Genomic DNA, 23,083 nt, shown 5'->3' on the forward strand with positions numbered 1-23,083 from the left:
AGCCGGTCCTCGACCCCGCCCCGGCGGATCACCGTCGCCGCCGCGATCGTGCCGCCCGCACCGACTTGACCCGCACCTCCCGGCCGAGAGCTCCTGCCGCGCACCACCTGGCCGGCGCCGGAGCCAGCGGGCGACGTGCGACCAGCTACCGCGCCGAGCTCAACGCGCTGATCTCGACCTGACCGACGGCACCGATGGCTCGAATGACCGCGAGGGTTCACGTGAACCCTCGCAGCAACTGGCACGGACGAGCGCTCACCGCGACGGTTCACGTGCACCCTCGCAGTGCCCGGGCGCCTGCCGCGTGCCGTCTGACGTACGGCTCAGCGTCGACTGAACAACAGCCCGAGACCGACCAGGGTCAGCACTGCTGCGGCGCCGACCAGGGTCCAGATCAACGGCCAGTCGCGGGCTGCCATCACCAACCAGGGGCTCATCGCGCCGCACCCCTTCGCCAGCGACCCAGCAGCACTGCCCCAATGGCGGCGCACACCAGCGACCCAGCCAACATACCGATCGCAGCCGGCCAGGGACGCTCGTCTTCGGCGGCAGCCTGCGAGGTCCCGCCGGACGCCGGATCGGTAGCCGGCTCATCCTCAGCCGCCTCCTCCGAGACGACCTGCCGTAGGTCGGGAAGCGGCGCCGGCTCCACGTCGTAGGGCGAGTCGGGCTCCTCGTCGGTCACGACCTCGAGCGCGATCTCGATCTCGGCGCCCGGGGAGTCGGCGTGCTCTCCGTCGGCCTCCATGTCGAGGGTCACGAAGTAGAGGCCCGGGAAGGCGGCGGCGTTTCCGGGCGCCTCACGGTTGCGGTGGCGGATCGTCGGCGACACGACCCCGCCGCCCTTCTGGGTACTCCCGGGAAGATCAGCAGGTAGGTGTCCTGGAGCGGAGAGGTGCCCGACGAGTCGCCCACGGCGGTCGCCCAGTCGGAGGTGATGCCCAGCGGGTTGATCAAGCGCGGCCTGACCACCGGCGCCTCCGCGGTGTTGCCCTCGGGCAGCGACATCTCCAGCTGCAGGTGTTGTCCCCAGTCGAGCTGGACGGCGAAGAGCGCCGGGACACCGGGAGCGACCTGCACGTTGTAGCGCCCGTCGGGCAGCTCGGGAGCATCGGTGAAGTCGGTGCCGAGATCGCGGTCGACGACGTCGTCGCCCACGCCCAGGACACGCCACGCCACCCGGCGAGACGCCTCCGGGAGGTCGTCGGCCGTGGCCGCCGGCTCCTCCCACACCGCCAGCCTCGCGGTGGTGCCCGCGTAGTCGGTGGCCGACGTCAGGTCGTGCTCGACCCACACCGACCCGCCGGCACACTCCTCGGTCTTGGTGCCGCCGGCGCGCAGCTGCACCTGCACCAGTTCCTGGCCGACCGAGTCAGGACCACTCCAGGAGCAGTCACCCTCGGTGTCGTGCACCGTGACGAAGTGCTCCCCGTTGTTGACCAGCGGGGTCACCAGCGACTCCCCGATCCACAGCGTGTTGGCCGGGTCCTCCCGGTGCACCTCGAGCCATCCGTCGCCGGGCAGGTCGAGGGGATGGAGACCGGGCTGCACGAGCGGTGCGGCACCGCGATCCCCGGTGACGGTCACGAGATCTCCGGGCGCGCCCAGGGCACTCGAGGCAGCACCCAGCGGGGCGAGCAGGAGCGCACCCGCGCACACGGCGGCGGTGACGACGTACGAACGGATCACGCAAACACCCTTCCACGTCATGCCGGTACCCACACCTGCGACCGCACTCCCGGCGAGAACCCCCAGGCGGATGCCGACGCGACGCGAGCCGCCGCGATCCCCGGTAGGTTCGGAGACGACCCCCTGCCACTTCCCGTAGGTACGAGTACCCGTGACTGACGACATCCTCACCCAGCAGCACCAGGCCTTCGGTGCCACGGCGGCCGCCCTGGTCGCTGGCGCCCAGCAGGTGTTGGACGTGCACCCGGGCGAACTCCCCGGCCTGCTCGGCATCTCCGACCCCATGCTCGGTGCCTTGGTCGCCGGCACCCGTTCTCGCATCGGCAACGCCGTCGCCACCGGCCGACTCATCCAGTTGCGACAGCTGATCGAGGACGTCGCGTCAGGGGCTGCCTCCCGCGACGACATCCCCCTGGCACTGGCGCAGATCCGGGCCTCGACGATCCCGGCCGTGCCCGGTGACGTCACCGCCCGGGCGGGTACGCCGCCGGCTCCCGTCGCTGGTCCCCCGTCCGGAGACTGGCCGGCTCCCACCGCCCAGCCCCAGGACTGGTCGCCGCCCACGGTGCCCGATCCCGGACCGCTCTTCACCGTCGCATCGTTGACCTACGCCCGCAGTGTCGTGGCCCAGCACGTGCCTCAGACACCGGTGATCCGCTGGCCGCTGCTGGAGCAGCAACTCGGCACCGAACTGTGGGTGAAGCACGAGAACCACACACCGGTGGGTGCCTTCAAGGTGCGCGGCGGCCTCAACTATCTCGAGCGGTTGCGGGTCCACGGAGCGCGGCCCGCCGGACTGATCAGTGCCACCCGTGGCAACCACGGTCAGAGCCTCGCGTTTGCCGGTCGCGCGCACGGCATCCCGGTCACGATCGTGGTGCCCGAGGGCAACAGCCCCGACAAGAACGCTGCGATGGCAGCGCTGGGCGCCCACGTCATCACGCACGGCCACGACTTCCAGGCCGCCCTCGAGCACTCCCAGGCGCTGGCGGCCCAGCACGGCCTCACCGTCGTACCGGCCTTCCATCCGTGGCTGGTCGAGGGCGTCGCGACCCTCGCCGCCGAGCTCCACGAGCAGGTCCGCGGGATCGACGTCGTCTACGTGCCCGTCGGGATGGGTTCCGGCATCGCCGCACAGATCAACGTGCGCGACATGCTCGGCCTCGCCACCGAGGTGGTCGGAGTGGTCTCCACCGGGGCGCCGGCCCACGCCCACTCCTTCACCGCCGGCCGCCCGATCTCGACCGACGTGGTCGACACCTTCGTCGACGGGGTGGCCTGCCGGGTGCCCGATCCGATGGCCTGCGCGGTGATCCGCGCTGGTGCCTCTCGCATCGTGGAGGTGAGCGACGAGCAGGCTGCCGCCGCCATGCGCCTCATGTTTGCCGCCACCCACAACCTCGCCGAGCCGGCCGGCTCCCTGGCCCTCGCCGGGGCACTCGCCGAGCGTGATCGCCTGACCGGTCGCCGGGTCGCGATCGTCCACACGGGCGGCAACTGTGACGCCGACGTACTCCTGAGGGCACTGGGCTGACCCACGCCAACCGCCCCGGGCCGCTCAGCGGCGCGGCATCAGCGCTTCAGGGGTGCCGGGAAGGCCCGGGTAGTAGGCGCCTGCCGACCAGCCGCCGTCTGCTGCGATCTCGGCGCCGGTGACGTAGCGCGCCTCGTCGCTGGCCACGAAGACCGTGACGTCGGCAATCTCCTCCGGCTCACCGATCCGTTGCAACGGAACCCCCGGTAGGGGAGCTGGAGCTCGTCGCCGGTGCGGCCCATCGGGTTGCCCAGCACCGTGTCGACGCCACCGGGATGGACGGAGTTGACCCGAATGCCGTGCGGGCCGAGCTCGAACGCGAGTGACTTGGTGAACCCGCGCACCGCCCACTTCGACGCGGTGTAGGCGGAGAGTCCGTTGACGCCACGCAGTCCGTCGACGGAGGAGATGTTGACGATCGCGCCCTTTCCACGCTCCTTCATGCTCGGCACGACGGCCTTCGCGCCCAGCATGACGCCGATCAGGTTCACGTCGAGGAGCTTCCGGGTGCGCTCCAGGTCGAGCTCGTCGATGGCGCCCCAGTGCATGACGCCGGCGTTGTTGACCAGGACGTCGACCGGCCCGAAGGCCTGCTCGGCACAGCCCAGTGCCTCGGTCCAGGAGTCCTCGTCCGCCACGTCGTGGCGGAGGAACGCCGCGTTCTCACCGAGCTCGTCGGCCAGTGCCCCGCCCTTGTCGACCAGGAGATCCGCGATCAGGACCTTCGCGCCCTCCTCGACGAACCGGCGCACGGTCGCGGCGCCCATGCCCTGGGCGCCTCCCGTCACGATCGCGATCTTCTGGTGCAGACGTCCGGTCATGGTGGCCCTCTCGGTCGATGACGTTGAGCGGGAGTCAACTCCGCGACGGCGGCCGATGTGCTGCTCCTCCCGGCCAGTGGCGACCGCGGACCCGTGAGGCGGCCGGATCGACGCACGCGCACGACCACTCGGCACCCGGGACGCGACCACCGGGGACCTGACACGATGGAGCCATGAGCACCAGCTTGGCCATCGGAGCCCACGTCGACCAGGAAGACCCGATCGCGGAGGCCGCTGCGCGCGGCACCACCGTCATCCAGATGTTCCTGGGCAGTCCTCAGAGCTTCAAGGGACCGGTCGTGGCCTACGAGGGCGGTGCGGAGAAGCTGCGGGCCGATGCTGAGGCAGCCGGCCTGAGCATCTATGTGCACGCGCCCTACATCATCAACGTGGCCACCACCAACAACCGCGTCCGGATTCCTTCGCGCAAGCTGCTGCAGAAGCACGTCGACGCTGCGGCCGAGATCGGTGCCAAGGGCCTGGTCGTGCACGGTGGTCACGTCGACAAGGCCGCTGAGGACCCCGAACTCCTCGCGACCGGTTTCGACAACTGGCGAAAGGCGATCGAGGCCACCGACCTGAAGCTGCCGCTGCTCATCGAGAACACCGCCGGTGGCGACCACGCGATGACGCGCCACCTCGACCGCATCAAGCAGGTCTGGGAGGCCATCGCCCAGGCAGCGGGCTCCGACAACGTCGGCTTCTGCCTCGACACCTGCCATGCCCATGCCGGCGGCAACGCGCTGGAGACCGTGGTCGACGACGTCCGTGCGATCACCGGGCGCATCGACCTGGTCCACGCCAACGACAGTCGCGACGAGTTCAACTCGGGCGCCGACCGACACGCCAACTTCGGCAACGGCAAGATCGACCCCGACCTGCTGGCCCAGGTGATCCGCGACGCCGGTGCCCCAGTCGTGTGCGAGACCCCCGGTGGTGCGGCAGAACACACCACCGACTTCGCCTGGCTCCGCGAGCGACTCTGACCCCCACGCCCGCGACGGGTAGCCTCGAGGCCGTGCCTGCCTCTTCCCCCACGCCGTGACCGTTCGCACCGCGACGACCGCCGAGCACGAGGCGTTCCTGCGCACCCGTCGTGCGGTCAGCTTCCTGCAGACCCCGGCCTGGGCGGCCGTGAAGGCCGAGTGGCGCAGTGAGTCGCTGCTGTGGGAGCGCGACGGGCGACCGGTCGGCGCTGCCCTGGTTCTCTATCGCCAGCTTCCCAAGGTGAAGCGCTACCTGGCCTACCTCCCCGAGGGGCCGGTGCTCGACTGGGCCGACGACGACCTGGCTGCCCTCCTCACTCCGATGGTCAAGCACCTCAAGAAGCAGGGCGCCTTCGCGGTCCGCATGGGCCCGCCCGTGGTGACCGGCCGTTGGTCGGCCGCACAGGTGAAGACCGGCATCGCCGACGAGGCCGTGCGTCGCCTCACCGAGTTGCCGCCGACCGAACGCAGCGTCGACGGCGCCCGGGTCGTCAGCCAGCTCAACGCCCTCGGCTGGCGCCACCTCGCCGCAGCGGGCGGCTTCGCCGCCGGTCAGCCGCAATACAACTTCATGATCCCGTTTCGCCACCCCGACGGCACCGCGCGCACCGAGGACGACGTGCTCAAGGGCATGAACCAGCTCTGGCGTCGCAACATCAAGAAGGCCGACAAGTCGGGCGTCGAAGTGGCGCTGGGTGGCAAGGACGACCTCAAGGCATTCCACGACCTCTACGTGCACACCGCCGAACGAGACCACTTCACGCCGCGCCCGCTCGGCTACTTCACCACGATGTATGACGCCCTCAACGGCGCCGGCGACCTGAGCGAGATGCGCGTCTATCTCGCCCACCACGAGGGCGACCTGGTGGCCAGCACGCTGTGGATCCGGGTCGGCGGCCACACCTGGTACTCCTACGGCGCCTCCTCCACCGAGAAGCGCGACGTGCGCGGCTCCAACGCCGTCCAGTGGCGGATGATCCGCGACTCCCTCGAGTCCGGTGCCGACGTCTACGACCTGCGTGGCATCACCGACACCCTCGACGCCGACGACGCCCACGTCGGGCTGATCCAGTTCAAGGTCGGCACCGGCGGCGAGGCCGTCGAATACGCGGGCGAGTGGGAGCTCCCGATCAACCGGCTCGTGCACAAGGCGTTCACGGTCTACATGGAACGGCGGTAGTCCCATGAGTCTCACGCTCTACGTCGACCAGGCTCGGTTCCGCGGCAACCAGCACCTCACGCTGGGTCGGGCACCCACGCTCGTCCCGGTCACGAAGGGCAACGGCTACGGCCTGGGCAACACCCGTCTCGCCGACGAGGCCCGCCTACTCGGTGTCGACACCCTGGCCGTCGGCACGTACGACGAGCTCGCTGCGGTGCGCGACGTCTTCCCGGCGTCACTGCTGGTGTTGACCCCGTGGCGCCCCTTCGGTGTCGCGGCAGAACAACAGCTCGACCCCCGCGTGATCCACACGGTCGGCCGCACCGACGATCTCGAGGCGTTGCTGCGCCGAGACGGCGCGAGCCGCTTCGTGCTGGAGCGGATGACCTCGATGGTCCGCCACGGCTTCTCGGCGGCCGGGCTCCGCGAGGCGGGAGCGATCCTCGCCGCCCACCCCGACGCCCGGCTCGAGGGCGTGGCGCTGCACCTGCCGATGACCGGCGCCTCCCACCTGTCCGAGGTGCAGCGCCTGATGACCGACGTCGTCGCCGCCGACCTGCCGACCCGGACGATCTGGGTCAGCCACCTCACCGACGCCGAGCTGGCCGAGCTGGCCAGGTCCTGGCCCGACTACACCTTCCGTCCCCGCATCGGCACCGAGCTGTGGCTGGGCGATCGGGGCGCGCTGCAGGTGCGCGCGAGTGTGCTCGACGCCCACGGCGTCAAGAGGGGTGACGTCTTCGGCTACCGGGGACGGTCAGCGCCCAAGGACGGCACGCTGCTCGTGGTGAGCGGTGGCACCGCCCACGGCATCGGCCTCGAGGCGCCCACGGGTGGCAACACCATCAGGGACCGCGCCGGCGCCATCGCCCGCGGCGGTCTCGACGCCGCCGGCTTCGTGCGCTCGCCCTTCAGCATCGGCGGCAAGCAGCGGCTCTTCGCCGAGCCCCCGCACATGCAGGCCTCGATGCTGTTCCTCCCCACGGCTCCGCCGTGCCCGCGATCGGTGACGAGGTCGACGTACGCGTCCGCTTCACCGCCACCAGCTTCGACCGCGTGGTCTTCAGCCAACCCTGACGCCGCCCGGGCGGCTTCAACCCTGCGGGCGGCCCGCGCACGGGCCAGCGCGGGCCAGGCAGCGACGCCGAGAGCCACCAGCACGATTGCGTCGCCGACGAGCGCGTCGAGGAAGTAGTGGTTGCCGGTCACCACCACGGCGACCACCATCAGCACGGGCAGCACGCGTCCCAGGCCCCGCGCCAGCGGGTGCGTCGCCTCCCGGATGAGGGCCAGTCCGACGAGCAGGTCCCAACCGACGTGGAAGCTCGGCATCGCGGCGTACTGGTTGGTGAAGGCCGGTGGCTGCAGCACCCGGTAGGCGTCCGAGTGTTGGGTCACGGTGTCGATGAATCCGAGATCCATGAGCCGCGGCGGGGCCACGGGGAAGGTCGCAACGACGAGCATGCCGACCAGCCCGGAGATGAGCAGCGCGTTGCGATAGACGAGGAAGGCCTCACGACGGCGCCACGCCAGCCAGCCGAGCACACCCGCGATGACCGGCCAGTGAGCCCAGATGTAGACCGTGTTGGCAGCGCGGAGCACCCCGTCGAAGGAGAGCGCCCACTCCTGGAAGTCCGCCTCCACGAAGATGCCGAGCGACTCCTCCAGGCCGATGATCCGGCGAGCGTTGTCCATCGCGGCCCCGGCGTCGCCGGTGGTCAGGCTGCGCACCCCGAAGTAGACGGCCACCGCCGCCAGGAGCAGCAACACCTGGCACAGCAGGAACTGTCGGGTGGGCATCCGGTGACCCGCTCCCGGGCGGGCGACGGGCGTCTGATCGACCACGGCCATGGGCGCAGTCGACCACACCGTTTTCGCATCTCCGCCACCGGGTGTGTATCGACCACATCCGGTGGCGAGATCACACTCCGCTGAACTCCGGTCGTCTCGTCCCGCCGGCCCGAGGTTCCGGCTCGGGTGGCTCGGTGCGGCGCACGACGTCGTGGTGGGGCCACAGGATGTCGCGGACGACCACGGTGATCAGGTAGAGCTCGCAGAGGATCCGGACGATGATGGCGATCCAGTAGAAGCCGGCGTCGTCACCGGATCCGGGAGCCAGGAAACCGCCGAGGTACCACCACACCGAGGCGAAGTAGAGCAGTTCACCCGCCTGCCAGATCAGCTGGTCGCGCCACCGCGGACGGGCCAGCACGGCCAGGGGCAGCAGCCACAGCACGTACTGCGGCGAATAGACCTTGTTGACCAGCAGGAAGCCGGCCACGATCAGGAAGCCCAGCTGCGCCAGGCGGGGGTTCTCCGGCGCGGCCAGTCCGAGCACGAGCACCATCAGGCACCAACCCGCGAAGAAGATCCATGACGCCATGTTGATCTGGTCCGGGGTGAAGGACGCCCCCGCCTGGTTGAGGACCAGCCAGAGGCTGCCCAGGTCTGCGCCACGTTCGGAATTGAAGGTCCAGAAGACCTTCCACTCGTCCCAGCCACTGACCATCGCAGGCGCATTGGTGACCAGCCAGACGAGGGCCGCGACCACGGTCACCGAGGCGAACTTCCACCACTCCCGACGCCTCCAGCAGATGACGAGGATGCCGCCCAACAGGAAGAGCGGATAGAGCTTCGTGGCCGTGCCGAGACCGATCATCACCCCCGTCAGCACCGGTTTGTCGCGCGACCAGGCCCACAACGCACCGGCCACCATCGTGACCGCGAGCAGGTCCCAGTTGATCAGTCCGTTGACGACCAGCACGGGCGACACCGCGAAGAGCGCCGCGTCCCACGGGCGTCGCCGATGGGTCCCGGCCAGGAACCAGGCAGCCAGCAACGTGGCGAAGGCCAGCAGGAGGGCTGAGATCGCGACGTAGTCGGTGCGCTCCTCGATCACGTCGGGGTCTCGGAAGAGGTCGTCGACCGACATCATTCCGCGCGCCACCGTGTCGGGGAAGCCGTGGACGGCGTGGGTCACCCAAGCAGCGCCCCAGGCGAAGTAGGAGATGCCGACCGGGTACTCCATGACCCGTTCGTAGCGCTCACGCACCTGCTCGTCGTCGGAGTAGGGCCAGTTGAGCTCCGCGAAGCCGCGCCCCGTGTAGAGGTAGGGCATGTCGGAGTAGCACATCTTGGCATAGCGCTCCTCCCCGTTGCTCCAGTCCTCGTTCCAGCACGGCGCCTTCTGGAGCATGCCGAGCACGAAGAAGACGGCGGTGAGCGCGAGAATCACCCGCATCGGTGTCCACCACCGGTGCGGACGAGCGCGCTCGCCGAGCGGTCCACCGATCGATTCACTCAGCGAACCGACCAGCGGATCCTCCCGGCTGGGGGCTACGGGGTCAGTCACGGCCCGGCGGCAACCCCTCGCGCCAGCCGTCCGCCACGTCGTCCGTCGGAGCCGGGTCGGTGGGGTCGGGGGTGGGGTCGTCGGTGGGCTCGTCCGTGGTCGGATCGTCCGTCGGCTCGTCGGGAGTGGGCTCCGTCGTGGGATCCTTCGGGACGTCCGGCTTCTTGGTCTTGGTCGGCTTCGGCTTGTCCGACGTGGGCGGCGGCGGGGGCGGGGGCACGTACTCATGTCCCTCGCCCGGAGCCTCCCCATCGGTCCACGCGGCGTCGGGCAGGTCGAGGATCTCCTCACCCTCCAGTGCCTTGCCCATGATCGAGGTCCACATCGCCGCGGGATAGCGGCCGCCGTAGTAGGTGCCCGGCATGACCTCCTCGAGCGACTCGTTGCCGGTGCCCCGCACCATCATCACCGCTGTGGAGAGCTGCGGCGTGTAGCCGACGAACCAGGAGCTGGAGACCTGGTCCTTGGAGTTGGTGGCCGTGCCGGTCTTGCCGCCGGCCGGACGACCCAGGCCGCGTGCCGTCGTACCGGAGCCGGAGGTGACGACCTGCTGCAGGGCGTAGGAGACGTCGGCATTGATGTCTTCGTCCAGCACCCGCTTGTCACTGACCTTGTGCTGGTAGAGCTGCTTGCCGTTGCGGTCCTCGACACGCTGGATCACGAAGACCTCGGCGGCGACACCGTCGTTGGCGATCGTGGCGTAGCCGTTGGCGATGTTGATCGGGCTGACCGTGGCCGAGCCGAGTGCGATGCCGGGGTTGGCGGCCAGGCCGGGCGAGGTGCGCAGGTTGTCGAGGCCCCGACTGCCGTCGTCGGCCGGGATGCCCATGGCCTTGGCCATCTTGAGCACGTCCTTCGGGCCGTTCGGCAGGCTCATCGTGAGGTCGACGAAGGCGGTGTTGATGGAGTCCTCCGCCGCCTTGATCAGGTTGACCCGGCCGTAGTCGGTGCCGTCGCCGCCACCGAGGTTGCGCACCGGACGCTGGCCCTCGGCGAACGTGAAGGGCGAGTTGCCGTCGAAGGTGTCCCGCAGCGAGAAGCCAGCCTTGATGCCCGCAGCGAGTGCGAAGGCCTTGAAGGTCGACCCCGGCTGGCCACCGGAGACCGCCCAGTTGAGCTGCGACTGCAGGTAGTCCTGACCACCGAAGAAGCCGCGCAAGGCCCCCGTGCCCGGCTCCACCGAGGCACTCGCGATGTGCAGGCCCTTGACGCCCTCGGGACGGGCCTCGGCAACGCCGGCAGCAGAGGCATCCATGGCCTTCTTGGTGAGCGTGGTGGTGATCCGGAGACCACCGCCGTCGATCTGCTCGTCGGTGAAGTCGAGCGCCAGCAGCTCCTTGCGGATCAGCGCCAGGGCGTGGCCCTTCTGACCGCCGTAGGTCGACTCGACCTTGATCTCGGGGAACTTCGGGAGGCGCCTGGCCGCCTGCTCGGCCTCCTCCGCACTGATCTCACCCATGCTCGCCATGCCGTCGAGGATCCACGCGAATCGGCTCTTGAGCGCCTGCTTGTTCTGCTTGCCGTTGGCGGGGTCGAAGAGCGTGGGGTTGTTGATCACCGACGACAGCACGGCACTCTGGCGCAGGTTGAGCTTCTTGGCGGGGATGCCGAAGTAGGCCTGCGCGGCCGCGTCGACGCCGTACGCGCCGCGGCCGAAGTAGATGGTGTTGAGGTAGCCCTCGAGGATCTGTTCCTTGCTCTGCTGGCGGTGCAGCTTGAGCGACACGATCGCCTCACGGATCTTGCGCTTGTAGCTCTGCTCCTGGCTCAGGTAGAGGATCTTCACGTACTGCTGCGTGATCGTGGAGGCGCCCTGGCGGTCGTTGCCCTGGGCGTTGGAGAAGGCGGCGCGCAGGATGCCCTTGGGGTCGATGCCTCGGTTGCTCCAGAAGCTGCGGTCCTCAGCGGCCACCACGGCCGCCTTCACCGTGTCGGGCATGTCGGAGAACGCGATCGAGTTGCGGTTCTGGTTGGCGTAGCGACCGACCTCGGTCTTGCCGTCGGAGTAGTAGACGTAGCTCGTCTGCGTCTGGAAGTCGGCGTTCGGGTCCGGGACGTCGATGGCCCGATAGAGGATCACGAACGTCAACACGGAGAGCAACGCCAGCACGAGTCCGGTGATGCCACTCCACTTGAGGGTCTTGAGAAGCCGTCGCTTCCACAGCGGCCGCTCGGGCCGCTTGTCACCGGCCGCAGTGGCCTTTCGCTTTCCGCTCAAGGTCGTGGTCCTTCGTTGCGTACGCCGCAGCTCGGGCCGCGGGGGAAACGTGCGTTGCAGGCGGACCAACCGGGGCAGGGCATACCTGTCCACACGGCGTGATCCGCGCCAAGAGTACGCGGGCAGCGGTGGGCCCCGCCCACGAACGCGATGGCGGACCCGACACGGTGCCTCGACACCCCGAGTTCACCGCCGAATTCACAACCCCTGCGATATATCGGTACGATAGGTCTGTGGCAAGGCGTGGAGAGAGCATCGAGTTGGCAGTCCTCGGACTGCTGCACGAGTCACCCATGCACGGCTACGAGTTGCGCAAGCGGCTCAACCTGATGCTGGGTTGGGGGCGACTCCTCTCCTATGGGTCCCTCTATCCGGCGTTGAAGAAGATGCTGAAGGCGAGCTGGATCGAGGAGCGGACGGTCCAGAAGGAAGGCGCACTGCAGAATCGGCGTCCCCGCATCGTCTACCAGCTCACCGAGGCCGGGCAGGACGAATTCGTCCGGCTCATGTCCGAGGTGGGTCCCACAGCGTGGGAGGACGGCAACTTCGACATCAGGTTTGCCTTCTTCGGGCGGACCGACATGGAGATCAGGCTGCGAGTGCTCGAAGGGCGTCGCAGCCGGCTCCAGGAACGGTTGGAGAAGGTGCAGACACAGCTGTCGATGACGCAGAAGGAGATGGACCAGTACGCGTCCGAGCTCCAGCGTCACGGCGTCGAGTCGGTGGAGCGGGAAGTCAAGTGGCTCTCCGACCTGATCAACGCCGAGCGCAGTCAGCACCCGGTGGAGAAGCCCTCGCAGGGCTGACCACCGAGACAAGTCAGTCAGTCAGAGAAGAATTTCTTAGGAAGAAGGGAACCCATGGGTTCGGTTCGAGTCGCAATCGCGGGAGTGGGCAACTGCGCCACCTCCCTCATCCAGGGCGTGGAGTACTACAAGGACGCTGACGCGTCGAGCACCGTCCCGGGTCTCATGCACGTCAAGTTCGGTGACTACCACGTCTCCGACGTGAAGTTCGTTGCCGCGTTCGACGTCGACGACAAGAAGGTCGGCAAGGACCTTTCCGAGGCCATCAACGCCTCCGAGAACAACACCATCCAGATCGCTGACGTCCCCACCCTGGGTGTCGAGGTGCAGCGCGGCCCGACCCTTGACGGCCTGGGCAAGTACTACCGCCTCACCATCGAGGAGTCCTCCGCCGAGGCCGTGGACGTCGTCCAGGCGCTCAAGGACGCCGAGGTCGACGTGCTCGTCTCCTACCTCCCGGTGGGTTCGGAGGAGGCCGACAAGTTCTACGCCCAGTGCGCGATCGACGCCGGTGTGGCCTTCGTCAACGCCCTCCCGGTCTTCATCGCCTCCGACCCGGTGTGGGCCAAGAAGTTCGAGGACGCCGGCGTCCCGATCGTCGGCGACGACATCAAGTCCCAGGTGGGCGCCACCATCACGCACCGCGTGATGGCGAAGCTCTTCGAGGACCGTGGCGTGGCGCTGGACCGCACCTACCAGCTCAACGTCGGCGGCAACATGGACTTCAAGAACATGCTCGAGCGCGAGCGCCTTGAGTCCAAGAAGGTCTCCAAGACCCAGGCCGTGACGTCGAACCTCACCGGTTCGCTGGCCAACCTCAAGGACGACAAGAACGTCCACATCGGCCCGTCCGACTACGTGGCGTGGCTCGACGACCGCAAGTGGGCCTACGTGCGCCTGGAGGGTCGCGCCTTCGGCGACGTCCCGCTGAACCTGGAGTACAAGCTCGAGGTCTGGGACTCCCCAACTCGGCCGGCATCATCATCGACGCCGTCCGCGCAGCCAAGATCGCCAAGGACCGCGGTGTCGGCGGCCCGATCATCCCCGCGTCGGCCTACCTCATGAAGAGCCCGCCGGTCCAGATCGAGGACACCGAAGGTCGCGCTCAGCTCGAGGCCTTCATCCGGGGCAACTGAGCCCCCGACAGACTCAGCCTGACTGACTGAGACGAGGCCGCCACCCCCGCCCGGGGTGGCGGCCTCGGCCTTTCCCCACGATGGCGGGAGCTTGGAGGTTGCGCGCAACCTCTGAGGCCGGGCTCAGCCTTCCTGCAGGTTGGCGACGGCCGCGGTCAGGGCGGAGACGGCCAGGTCGAGTTCGGACTCGGTGACCACCAGGGGCGGGGCGAGCCGCACCGTCTGCCCGTGCGTGTCCTTGGCGAGTACGCCGGCCCGCAGCATCCGCTCGCAGACCTCGCGGGCAGTGCCCACCGACGGGTCGATGTCGACACCGGCCCAGAGACCGACGCTCCGGACCTCGGTGACGCCGTGGCCGATGAGCGCTGTGAGCCCCCACGCAGACGTTCCCCAAGCACCTTCGCACGCTGCTGCATCTCACCGGTCTGCAACAACTCGACGACCGCCAGCCCCACAGCGGCCGCGAGCGGGTTGCCGCCGAAGGTCGAGCCGTGCTGCCCGGGTCGCAGCACACCGAGCACGTCGGCGTTGCCGACCACGGCGCTCACGGGGACGATCCCACCGCCGAGCGCCTTGCCGAGCAGATACAGGTCAGGCACCACCCCGACGAGGTCGCAGGCGAACGTCGCCCCGGTGCGGCCGAGGCCGGACTGGATCTCGTCGGCGATCAACAGCACGTTGCGGGCCGCCGTCACTTCCCGCACCCGCGGCAGGTAGTCGCTCGGCGGGATGATCACACCCGCCTCGCCCTGGATCGGCTCGAGCAGCACGGCAACCGTGTCGTCGTCGATCGCCTCGGCCAGCGCGGCAGCATCGCCGTACGGCACCCTGCGGAAGCCCGGAGCGAAGGGACCGTAGCCGGTGAAGGCGTCCGGGTCGTCGGAGAACGAGACGATCGTCGTGGTCCGCCCGTGGAAGTTGCCGTGCGCGACGACGACGTTGGCCCGGTCGGGCGTCACCTGCTTGACCTCGTAGCCCCACTTGCGGGCCACCTTGATGCCGGACTCGACCGCCTCGGCTCCGGTGTTCATCGGCAGCACCATCTGCTTGCCGGCGAGTTCGGCCAGCGCAGCGCAGAAGGGACCGAGCTCGGCGGAGTGGAAGGCACGGCTGGTCAGGGTGACCCGGTCGAGCTGCGCCTTGGCGACCGCGGTGAGCCCCGGATGGCGGTGTCCGAAGTTGACGGCCGAGTAGGCGGCGAGACAGTCGAGATAGCGGTTGCCGTCGAGATCGATGACGGTGGACCCCTCCGCCGCGGCAATGACGACGGGCAGCGGGTGGTAGTTGTGCGCGGCGTGCGCCTCGACCTCCGCGATCGCGGCGAGTTGGGCCCGGCTGGTCGTCTCGTTGTCTCCCATGACAAGACGATACGTGTCCGGGGCACCGAAAGGGGAGAGCTCGAACGACGCGCCTCCACGTAGGCTGCATCCGTCCGGAGACCGACCACAGGAGGACCCGTGCCCGCACTCGGAATGATCACCGTCGACACCGCTGCTCCGCGAGCGCTCGCCGCTTGGTGGGCGGAACGCCTGAGCGGCGAGATCGTGATGGATGCCGACGGCTTCTTCTGCATGGTGGCGATCCCCGGATGGACCACGAATCTCGGTTTCCAGCAGGTCGAGACGCCAACACCTGGCAAGAACCGCATCCACCTCGATCTGAGCTGGGACGAGGGAGTCGAGCGCGAAGCAGGCATCGCCGCCTGGGTCGCCGCCGGGGCCCGGCACCTGGGACAGCGCGGCGAGAGTGGCTTCCAGTGGGACACCTTCACGGATCCCGACGGCAACGAGTTCTGTGTGAGCGGAGCGCACTAGGTCGTGTTGGTGAACGCTCGGCCGTCGCGAGCGTGGCGTCCAGCGAGTGGCACCCGAGTGCCTTTAGGTAAGGCATGCCTTAACATCATCACATGAATTCGTCGCGCCTCCCCGGCCCCGTGGTCGTGACCGGAGCCGCCTCCGGGATCGGCCGCGCCACGGCGACCCTGCTGGCGGAGTCCGGAGTGGACCTGGCACTGCTCGATCGCGACGCGACCGGCCTGCGCGAGACGGCAGACAGCCTGACGACGTCCACCCACACCGAGGTCTGCGACGTTGCCGACTCCGCCGCCGTGGCAGCAGCGTTCGCCAACGCCGTCGCCAGCCTCGGCCCCCTCGCGGGCGTCGTCTCCGCCGCCGGGACACTGACTCCGGGCACCCTCGCCGACACCACCGACGACGACTTCACTCGCCACCTCGCAGTCAACGCCGGCGGCGCCCTCAATTGCCTGCGTGGCGCCCGTACACACGTCCGCGACGGCGGCGCCGTCGTCGTCGTCAGCTCCAACGCCGCCCGGGTGCCTCGCACCGGCATGCTCGCCTACGCCGCCTCGAAGGCCGCCACGTCGGCGCTGGCCCGCTCCGCCGGTCTGGAACTGGCCGCACGCGGCATCCGCTGCAACGTGGTCGAGCCCGGCTCCACCGACACCCCGATGCAGCAGGCCCTGTGGGCCGACGCCGAGGCGGGAGCCCGCGCCGCCCTGCACGGAAGCCCCGAGGAGTTCCGCATCGGCATCCCGCTCGGCCGGCTGGCCGACCCCGCCGACGTGGCGGCCACCATCTGCTTCCTGCTCTCTCCCGCTGCTCGACACATCACGCTGCAGCAGCTCTTCGTCGACGGAGGCGCAAGCCTGTGAATCCTCGCCCAATCTCCGCGCACTCTCGGCTGCTCTGGGGGCGCCCGCGACAGGTGCTTCCCACCCGCCCCCTGATGTTCGCCACCGGCGACCGGGCGTACGTCGGCACCCGGGTCCGCCGGACCCTCACCGCTCCCGACGGGCAGGACCCCGCCTGGGCGTCGGCGGTGGTGGCCGCCCTCGAACCCGGCGAGCAGGCGGTCGGCGCGCTCTCGTTCGCCGAGGAGTCCCCTGGCCTCTTCCACCTCACGACGGGCCGCGAGCAGCCGTTGCCACCACCGGTCACGGAGGACGAGGTCGAGCGGACGCACACGGTGACCGAGCACCCGACCGCCGAACACTATGCCGAGATGGTGACGAACGCGCTGGCGCGGATCAAGGCCGGCGAGGTGGCGAAGGTGGTGCTCGGGCGCTGCCTCGACGTGCACTCCGAACCACCGCTGACCCCGGTCGAGGTGATCAACCGGCTGCTGCTGACGCGACCGGGCAACCACCTCTTCTCGGTCCCGGTCAGTGCCGACCTCGACCACGGTCAGGTGCTGGTGGGGGCGAGCCCCGAGCTGCTGGTGCGACGCCGGGGTGACGTCGTGGAGTGCACCCCGCTGGCCGGCTCCATCCCGCGCTCGCCCGACGCCGCGGAGGACAGGGCCCGTGCCGACGGGCTCCTCCATTCGACCAAGGACCACGCCGAGCACGCCTTCGTGGTCGACGCGATCGTGCACGCCCTCAAGGACGTCTGCGTGGAGGTCGAGGCACCGCTCACGCCCGAGCTGGTCTCCACCGACACGCTGTGGCACCTCGGCTCGCCCATCCGGGCCCGGATCGCTCCCGGGACCGAGGCCCCCAGTGCCCTGCACCTCGCCCAACTGCTGCACCCGACCCCCGCCGTCGGTGGCGTGCCGCTGGGCGCCGCCTACTCGACGATCGCCGAGCTCGAGGGTGACCTGCGCAAGTGGTTCGCCGGCTGCGTCGGCTGGGTGGACGCCGCCGGCGACGGCGAGTTCGCGATCACCATCCGCTCCGCGCTGCTCGACGACGACCACCTGCGGCTCTTCGCCGGTGCCGGCATCGTCGCGGGGTCGGTGCCGGAGCTCGAGGTGGCCGAGACCGGCGCGAAGCTCGGCACGATGGCGAAGGTGGTCGGGCTGTGAACGCCCCGAGCAGCCGCAGCCCGCTGGCCCCGGTTCGCAGCTGGCCCGAGGAGCTCCGGGACCGCTACCGCGCGGCGGGGCTGTGGACCGACGAGACGTTCGACGAGTTCGTCACCGACCGGACCACCCGCTTCGCGGACAACCTGGCCGTCGTCGGCAAGGACGCCCACGGCAACGACCACCGCTGGACCTACCGCGACCTCGCTGCGCAGGCCGAGCATGCTGCCGGCGTCCTCAGCGGCGTCGGCGTACGTGAGGGTGACCGCGTGATCGTGGCACTGCCCAACGTCGTCGAGTTCGCTGCCTTCATCGCCGGCTGCTTCCGCCTCGGCGCCCTGCCGGTCTTCGCCCAACCGGGTCACCGCGAGGCCGAGCTCACCCAGTTCTGCCTGCTCGCCGATGCAGCTGCCCTGGTGGTCTGCGGCGACACCGACGGTCATGACCACCTCGCACTCACGGCTCGCGTCGGTGAGCTGGTGCAAGGGCGCGGCGGCGTGCCCGCAGCAGTGGTCGACGTACAGGACCTGCCGGTGGCCGCGACCGAGTTCGTGCTGCCGAAGCCGCGGCCCGACGACATCGCGTTCCTGCAGCTGTCGGGCGGCACGACCGGTATCTCGAAGCTGATCCCCGCACGCACGCCGACTACCTCTACTCGGTGCGGGCGTCGGCAGACATCTGCAACCTCAGCGCCGCCACGAGGATGCTGGTGGTGCTCCCTGCCGGGCACAACTTCGCGATGAGCTCACCGGGCATCCTCGGCGTGCTGCACGTCGGTGGCACCGTCGTGCTGGCGCGCGATCCCTCGCCCCGCACCAGCTTCGCGCTGATCGCGCAGGAGCGGGTCACCCTCGCCTCGCTGGTACCGCCCCTGGCACAGGCCTGGCTCTCGTCCGCCCGCCGCCGCCGGCCCGACCTCGACTCGCTCGAAGTGCTCCAGGTCGGGGGAGCCAAGCTCGCCGACGCCGTCGCGGAGGAGATCGGCCCGGTGCTCGGCGCACGCGTGCAGCAGGTCTTCGGCATGGCCGAGGGTCTGGTCAACTACACCCGCGACGACGACCCCGACGAGGTCGTGCTGGGCAGCCAGGGCCGGCCGATCAGCGAGCACGACGAGATCCGCATCGTCGACCCCGACGATCCGGACGAGCGCGAGGTGACCGACGGCGAGGAAGGGGCGCTGCTGACCCGCGGGCCCTACACGATCCGCGGCTACTACCGCTGCGACGTCGCCGACCGCGACTCCTTCACCGAAGACGGCTTCTATCGAACCGGCGACCTCGTACGCCGTCTCCCCAGCGGACACCTCGTCGTCACCGGCCGCGCCAAGGACCAGATCAACCGCGCCGGCGAGAAGATCGCCACCGACGAGGTCGAGGAGCCACTGCTCGCGCACCCCGACGTGCTCGACGCGGTCGCCCTCGGCCTGCCGGACCCCTATCTCGGCGAGCGCCTCTGCGTCGTCGTGCAGCCGGAGGCGGGGGTCGCCACCGACGAGGCACTCACCGCCCGGCTGCTCGACCACCTGCGCGACACCGGCCTGGCCACCTGGAAGTTGCCCGACGACGTGCACTTCCTGACCAGCTTCCCGATCACCCACGTCGGCAAGAACAGCCGTCGCGAGCTCCGTACCCTCCTCACCTCCCAGCTCCAGGAGACCCCATGAGCAGCCTGCCCGAGGGCATCGACTACCTGCCGCCCGTCCCGCCCCACGCAGACCTTCCGACCAGCCGTGGCACCTGGACGCTCGAGCCCGGCCGCGCCGCCGTGCTCGTGCACGACCTCCAGCGCTACTTCGCCCGCCCCTACGGCGAGGGCGAGAGCGTGCTGACCGATGCCGTACGTCGCACCGCAGCCGTGCTGACGGCTGCCCGCCAGGCGGGGATCCCGGTCTTCTACACCGCCCAGAAGGGCAACCAGGACCAGACGTTGCGGGGATTGCAGCGCGACCTGTGGGGTCCGGGCATGCAGGACATCCCGGAGCACACCGAGCTCCTCGAAGCGGTGCGTCCGCTCGACGGCGACGTGGTGCTGACCAAGCACCGCTACAACGCGTTCGCCGGCAACGACCTCGGCAACGAGTTGGCCGCACGCGGCCGCGACCAGCTGGTCATCACCGGCGTCTATGCCCACATCGGCGTCACCGCCACGGCACTGGAGGCGTTCCAGCGCGAGGTCCACCCCTTCGTGGTCGCCGACGGGATCGCCGACTTCAGTGCCGAGAAGCACGCGCTCGCACTGCAGCAGATCGCCAGCTGCTGCGGCGTGCTGCTCATGTCGGACACCGTGGTGGCGTCGTTCGCGGCTTCCGCCGTCGAGGTGCCGGCAGCCCGAACCCCCGGTGACGCCGCGCCGTGGGAGGTGCTGCTCCGCGAGGAGCTGACCACCCACCTCGGCGCCGACCTGGCCGCGCAGGCGTTCGTCGCGCCGGAGACCGACCTCTTCGAGCTGGGTCTGGACTCGCTGCGTGCGTTCGAGGTGCTCGACCTGCTGGCCGAGGAGGGCCTGGACGTCGACTTCGGCGAGTTCACTCGCCGGCCGACCGTCGGACACCTGCGCAAGCAGGCTCGCGAACTCACCAGCGCCTGATTCCGTGACCAGCTGGCTCCCCTCACCTCCGCGCAGCTCGGGCTCTTCTTCGCCCACGCCCTCGACCCGGACAACCCGTGCCACACCACCGCCGAGGTGGTGGAGCTGAGCGGCCCGGTCGACGTCGACCGGCTGCGCGCCGCCCACACTGCGGCGTACACCGAGTTCGAGCAGCTGCGGGTGACCTTCGAGGTGACGCCGGAGGGACCACGGCAGCAGGTCGGAACGTCCGCCGAGGCAACGCTGCCGGTCGTCACAGTGGCGGACGAGACGGAGGCCGATGCGTGGATGCGAGCCGACCTGGCTCGACCCTTCGACCTCACTGCGGGTGCTCCAGTGCCCCTACGGGCCGCGTTGTTGGCGCTGCCCGACGGACGGACGTGGTGGTACCACGCCGCCCATCACGTGCTGCTCGACGGCTACGGTGCCCAGCAACTGCTGCGCCGCATCGCCGAGCTCCACGACGGCACCGTCGGCGGGCCCACGTCGACGCTGGCCGAAGTCATCGCCGAGGACGCCGAGGCCACCGCATCCGCGGCGGCCGATGCCTTCTGGGAGCCGCGGCTGGCCACGATGGCCGACGTGGTCGCGGTTGCGGGTCGGGTCGACGCCCCAGCACCGGAGGCCGTACGACGCGATGCCGTCCTCGACGACGCCCAGCAGGCGCGGATCACTGCCGGCGCGCGCCGCCTCGGTGTCGGTTGGACCGACCTCGTCACGGCTGCGGTGGGTGCCTATCTCGCCCGCGTCGCCAACCTGCCCAGGACCCGCATCGGCGTGCCGCTGATGAACCGCTCCCAACCGGGTCGTGGCCGGCTGGCGGCCGCCGGCACCGTGTGCACCGCGATGAACGTGCTGCCGGTCAGCGTGCCGGCCGACCTGACGGTGGCCGAGGCATTGGCCGCGACCGCTGCCGACCAGCGGGCGGTGCGCCAGCACCCGTTCCTGCGCCAGGAGGAGTTGCTGCGACGGCTGCGACGGATCGGCGACGGACAGCTCTTCGGCGCCCAGCTCAACCTCGTGCCGTTCGACCTCGAGCTGACACTCGGCGAGGTGGTCGGTCTGGTGCGCAACGTGACCGCCGGCCCGGTCGAGGACATGACCGTCTGCCTGCGCGGCACCCCGGTCGACGCCGTACCGTGCGCCTCGAGCTCGACGCCAACCCGCGCCTCTACGGTGCGGCGGAGCTCGACCTCCACCTCGAGCGCCTGCTGGCCTGGTTGGTGACGTTCGCCGACGCCGACCCGGCAGACCAGGTCGCGCAGCTGCCGTTGGCGACCGACGCCGAGGTTGCGACCATCGCCGGCTTCAACGCCACCGCCACCGCCTATGACGTGCAGACGCTGTCGCAACGATTCGCGGCCCAGGTCGCCCGCACCCTGACGCCGTGGCCCTCGTCCATGGCGACCAGCAGCGCACCTATGCCGAGTTCGACCTCGCCGCCCGCCGCGTCGCCGGCGCGCTGCGTGAGTGGGGTGTCGCCGCGGGGCACGTGGTCGGCGTCAGGTTGGAGCGCTCCTGCGAGCTCTTCGAGGCCATCCAGGGCATCCTGCTGCTCGGGGCGGCTCTACCTTCCCTCGATCCCGACCTGCCCGAAGCACGGCTCCGCGACCTGCTCGAGGACGCCGGGTGCACCGTCGTCCTCGGTGACGAGCCCGGTCCGGAACCGGTCACGCTGCTGCCACGGTGTCGGGGGAAGACCCCGCCCGCGATCGACCTGGAGCCGTTCGGCGACACCGGGGCGCCCGCGTACCTGCTCTTCACCTCGGGCTCCACCGGACGGCCGAAGGGGGTGCTCGTGTCGCATGCAGCGATCGACAACCGGCTGCGGTGGATGCAGCAGCAGTTCGACCTGCAGCCGGGCGAGCGGGTGCCGCACAAGACACCGATCTCCTTCGACGTCGGTGTGGAGCTCACCTGGGCGCACCAGGTGGGCGCGACGGTCGTGATCGCCGATCCAGGTGCGCACCGCGACCCGCGTCGACTCGCGACGGTGGTCACCGAGCAGGAGGTGGCGGTACTGCACCTCGTGCCGTCGATGCTGCGCGCCTTCCTCGCTCGACCAGCAGCAGCAGGACGGTCCGCGACGGCTCCGTGCGAGCAGTGGTCTGCAGCGGCGAGGCGCTCACGCCGGATCTCGTGTCCGGATGCGTCGACGCCTTCGGTCGCCCCGACGAACCTCTACGGCCCGACCGAGGCCGCCGTCGACGTGGACCTGCTGGGAGTGCGACCCGACGGACGACGGGCCGGTACCGATCGGCTGGCCGATCGCCAACACGACCTGCCACGTGCTCGCACCGAGCGGCGCCGCGCGGCCGATCGGTGTCCCCGGGGAGCTGTGGCTCGGTGGCATCCAGCTGGCCAGGGCTACGCCGGTCGTCCCGACCTGACCGCCGAGAGGTTCTGCGAGGTGCCCGGCATCGCGGGCCGTCTCTATCGCACCGGCGACCTGGCTGCCTGGCGCCTGGACGGCGCGCTGCTGCTGCCTCGGTCGCACCGACGACCAGGTCAAGATCCGCGGCCAACGCATCGAGCTCGGGGAGGTCGAGCACGCGCTGGCGGGCGCGCCCGGCGTCGACGGCCTGGCCGTCGGTGTGGTCGAGTCCCGCCTCGTGGCCTGGTACGTCGCCAACGGATGCCGGTGCCGAGACCCGCCTTCGCGAGCGCGCCGCCGAGCGGCTGCCGCAGGCCTGGGCGCCGAGCAGCTGGATCGCCGTGCCGACGATCCCGGTGGGGAGCACGGGCAAGGCCGACCGGTCGCGATTGGCCCGCGAACACCCGCCCGCGGTGGAGGTTGCCGCAGGCGATGCCCTGCCACGCTGGCCGAACAGCAGGTCGGCGAGCTGGTCGCCGGTGTGCTGAGTCGACCGGTGCCGGGTGGACGGCGACTTTCCGACCTCGGTGGTGATTCCCTGACGGCGTTGAGGTTGGTGGCGTCATTGTGCGAGGACTTCGGCGTCGACGTGACCTTGGC

General features: G+C 70.0%; 20 protein-coding genes and 5 pseudogenes. 16 read left to right on the forward strand and 9 right to left on the reverse strand.

The features are described 5' to 3' along the window. A partial coding sequence (locus tag L1066_RS17565; RefSeq protein ID WP_235737524.1) for a hypothetical protein occupies positions 1–182 on the forward strand: 182 nt, incomplete at its 5' end. 251 nt (positions 183–433) lie between these two features. On the opposite strand, the gene L1066_RS17570 is transcribed toward L1066_RS17565, so the two are convergent. Both L1066_RS17570 and L1066_RS17575 read right to left on the reverse strand, forming a co-directional pair. After that, positions 434–760: a hypothetical protein gene (locus tag L1066_RS17570; RefSeq protein WP_235737525.1), complete on the reverse strand. Its 327-nt coding sequence runs from the start codon at positions 758–760 to the stop codon at positions 434–436. Further along, positions 757–1,689, reverse strand: a complete 933-nt coding sequence (locus tag L1066_RS17575) for a hypothetical protein (RefSeq protein WP_235737526.1) — start codon at positions 1,687–1,689, stop codon at positions 757–759. Before L1066_RS17575 ends, L1066_RS17570 begins: the two co-directional genes overlap by 4 nt. 151 nt (positions 1,690–1,840) lie before the next feature. Here L1066_RS17575 and L1066_RS17580 point away from each other — a divergent pair, with 151 nt between their 5' ends. Then, complete coding sequence (locus L1066_RS17580; RefSeq protein ID WP_235737527.1) at positions 1,841–3,223, forward strand: threonine dehydratase; 1,383 nt, start codon at positions 1,841–1,843, stop codon at positions 3,221–3,223. A 24-nt stretch (positions 3,224–3,247) separates the two neighbouring features. Here the strand turns inward: L1066_RS17580 and L1066_RS28830 are convergent, their stop codons facing one another. Both L1066_RS28830 and L1066_RS17585 read right to left on the reverse strand, forming a co-directional pair. Continuing rightward, entirely contained in the window at positions 3,248–3,574 is a 327-nt protein-coding gene (locus L1066_RS28830) for an SDR family oxidoreductase (RefSeq protein WP_376707698.1), read from the reverse strand. After that, positions 3,520–4,044: pseudogene (locus L1066_RS17585) on the reverse strand (SDR family oxidoreductase); the annotation flags it as partial. The gene L1066_RS28830 and the pseudogene L1066_RS17585, both read right to left, overlap by 55 nt. A 173-nt stretch (positions 4,045–4,217) precedes the next feature. Between L1066_RS17585 and L1066_RS17590 the strand changes: the two are divergent. Genes L1066_RS17590 through L1066_RS17600 form a run of 3 tightly spaced genes read left to right on the forward strand, consistent with a single transcriptional unit; the run spans position 4,218 to position 7,387 of the window. After that, positions 4,218–5,030, forward strand: coding sequence for a deoxyribonuclease IV (locus L1066_RS17590; RefSeq protein ID WP_235737528.1), 813 nt, complete (start codon positions 4,218–4,220; stop codon positions 5,028–5,030). A gap of 55 nt (positions 5,031–5,085) precedes the next feature. Beyond that, on the forward strand, positions 5,086–6,210 hold the full coding sequence (locus tag L1066_RS17595) for a lipid II:glycine glycyltransferase FemX (RefSeq protein ID WP_235737529.1): 1,125 nt from the start codon (positions 5,086–5,088) through the stop codon (positions 6,208–6,210). A gap of 4 nt (positions 6,211–6,214) precedes the next feature. After that, entirely contained in the window at positions 6,215–7,387 is a 1,173-nt protein-coding gene (locus tag L1066_RS17600) for an alanine racemase (RefSeq protein WP_235737530.1), read from the forward strand. Positions 7,388–7,398: 11 nt separating this feature from the next. On the opposite strand, the pseudogene L1066_RS28835 reads toward L1066_RS17600, so the two are convergent. The 3 genes and pseudogenes from L1066_RS28835 to L1066_RS17610 all read right to left on the reverse strand — a co-directional run. After that, a pseudogene (locus L1066_RS28835) lies at positions 7,399–8,043 on the reverse strand (phosphatase PAP2 family protein); the annotation flags it as partial. Positions 8,044–8,113: 70 nt separating this feature from the next. After that, entirely contained in the window at positions 8,114–9,433 is a 1,320-nt protein-coding gene (locus L1066_RS17605) for a glycosyltransferase family 87 protein (RefSeq protein ID WP_235737531.1), read from the reverse strand. Between the two features lie 103 nt (positions 9,434–9,536). After that, the gene (locus L1066_RS17610) at positions 9,537–11,762 is read right to left on the reverse strand and encodes a transglycosylase domain-containing protein (protein WP_235737532.1); all 2,226 of its coding nucleotides are present in this window, start codon (positions 11,760–11,762) and stop codon (positions 9,537–9,539) included. Between the two features lie 233 nt (positions 11,763–11,995). On the opposite strand from L1066_RS17610, the gene L1066_RS17615 reads away from it, so the two are divergent. Then, entirely contained in the window at positions 11,996–12,568 is a 573-nt protein-coding gene (locus L1066_RS17615; RefSeq protein WP_235737533.1) for a PadR family transcriptional regulator, read from the forward strand. Between the two features lie 54 nt (positions 12,569–12,622). Continuing rightward, positions 12,623–13,704, forward strand: a pseudogene (locus L1066_RS17620) (inositol-3-phosphate synthase). A 123-nt stretch (positions 13,705–13,827) separates the two neighbouring features. Here the strand turns inward: L1066_RS17620 and L1066_RS27965 are convergent. Next, the gene (locus L1066_RS27965; RefSeq protein ID WP_312008150.1) at positions 13,828–13,998 is read right to left on the reverse strand and encodes a hypothetical protein; all 171 of its coding nucleotides are present in this window, start codon (positions 13,996–13,998) and stop codon (positions 13,828–13,830) included. 137 nt (positions 13,999–14,135) lie between these two features. Further along, positions 14,136–15,062: pseudogene (rocD, locus tag L1066_RS17625) on the reverse strand (ornithine--oxo-acid transaminase); the annotation flags it as partial. A 99-nt stretch (positions 15,063–15,161) separates the two neighbouring features. Between rocD and L1066_RS17630 the strand changes: the two are divergent. The 9 genes and pseudogenes from L1066_RS17630 to L1066_RS28840 all read left to right on the forward strand — a co-directional run. After that, positions 15,162–15,518: a VOC family protein gene (locus tag L1066_RS17630; RefSeq protein WP_235737534.1), complete on the forward strand. Its 357-nt coding sequence runs from the start codon at positions 15,162–15,164 to the stop codon at positions 15,516–15,518. Between the two features lie 92 nt (positions 15,519–15,610). After that, the gene (locus tag L1066_RS17635) at positions 15,611–16,375 is read left to right on the forward strand and encodes an SDR family oxidoreductase (protein ID WP_235737535.1); all 765 of its coding nucleotides are present in this window, start codon (positions 15,611–15,613) and stop codon (positions 16,373–16,375) included. A 74-nt stretch (positions 16,376–16,449) separates the two neighbouring features. Beyond that, positions 16,450–17,526 carry an isochorismate synthase gene (locus L1066_RS17640; RefSeq protein ID WP_235737536.1) on the forward strand — a complete coding sequence of 359 codons (1,077 nt, stop codon included), beginning with the start codon at positions 16,450–16,452 and terminating at the stop codon, positions 17,524–17,526. Continuing rightward, positions 17,523–18,679 (forward strand): annotated as a pseudogene (locus tag L1066_RS17645) (AMP-binding protein); the annotation flags it as partial. The gene L1066_RS17640 and the pseudogene L1066_RS17645, both read left to right, overlap by 4 nt. A gap of 243 nt (positions 18,680–18,922) precedes the next feature. Next, a complete protein-coding gene (locus tag L1066_RS17650) occupies positions 18,923–19,186 on the forward strand; it encodes an AMP-binding enzyme (RefSeq protein WP_235737539.1) in 264 nt (87 codons plus the stop codon). After that, complete coding sequence (locus L1066_RS17655; RefSeq protein WP_235737537.1) at positions 19,183–20,109, forward strand: isochorismatase family protein; 927 nt, start codon at positions 19,183–19,185, stop codon at positions 20,107–20,109. Before L1066_RS17650 ends, L1066_RS17655 begins: the two co-directional genes overlap by 4 nt. A 12-nt stretch (positions 20,110–20,121) precedes the next feature. Then, positions 20,122–21,336, forward strand: coding sequence for a condensation domain-containing protein (locus L1066_RS17660; protein ID WP_235737540.1), 1,215 nt, complete (start codon positions 20,122–20,124; stop codon positions 21,334–21,336). 160 nt (positions 21,337–21,496) lie between these two features. Continuing rightward, complete coding sequence (locus L1066_RS17665; RefSeq protein WP_235737538.1) at positions 21,497–23,017, forward strand: AMP-binding protein; 1,521 nt, start codon at positions 21,497–21,499, stop codon at positions 23,015–23,017. Beyond that, positions 22,980–23,083 (forward strand): acyl carrier protein (locus L1066_RS28840; protein WP_376707699.1); only part of this gene is annotated, 104 nt, incomplete at its 3' end. The genes L1066_RS17665 and L1066_RS28840, both read left to right, overlap by 38 nt.

It is taken from the genome of Nocardioides alcanivorans (assembly GCF_021555175.1).
GTDB classification, from domain to species: Bacteria; Actinomycetota; Actinomycetes; order Propionibacteriales; family Nocardioidaceae; genus Nocardioides; species Nocardioides alcanivorans.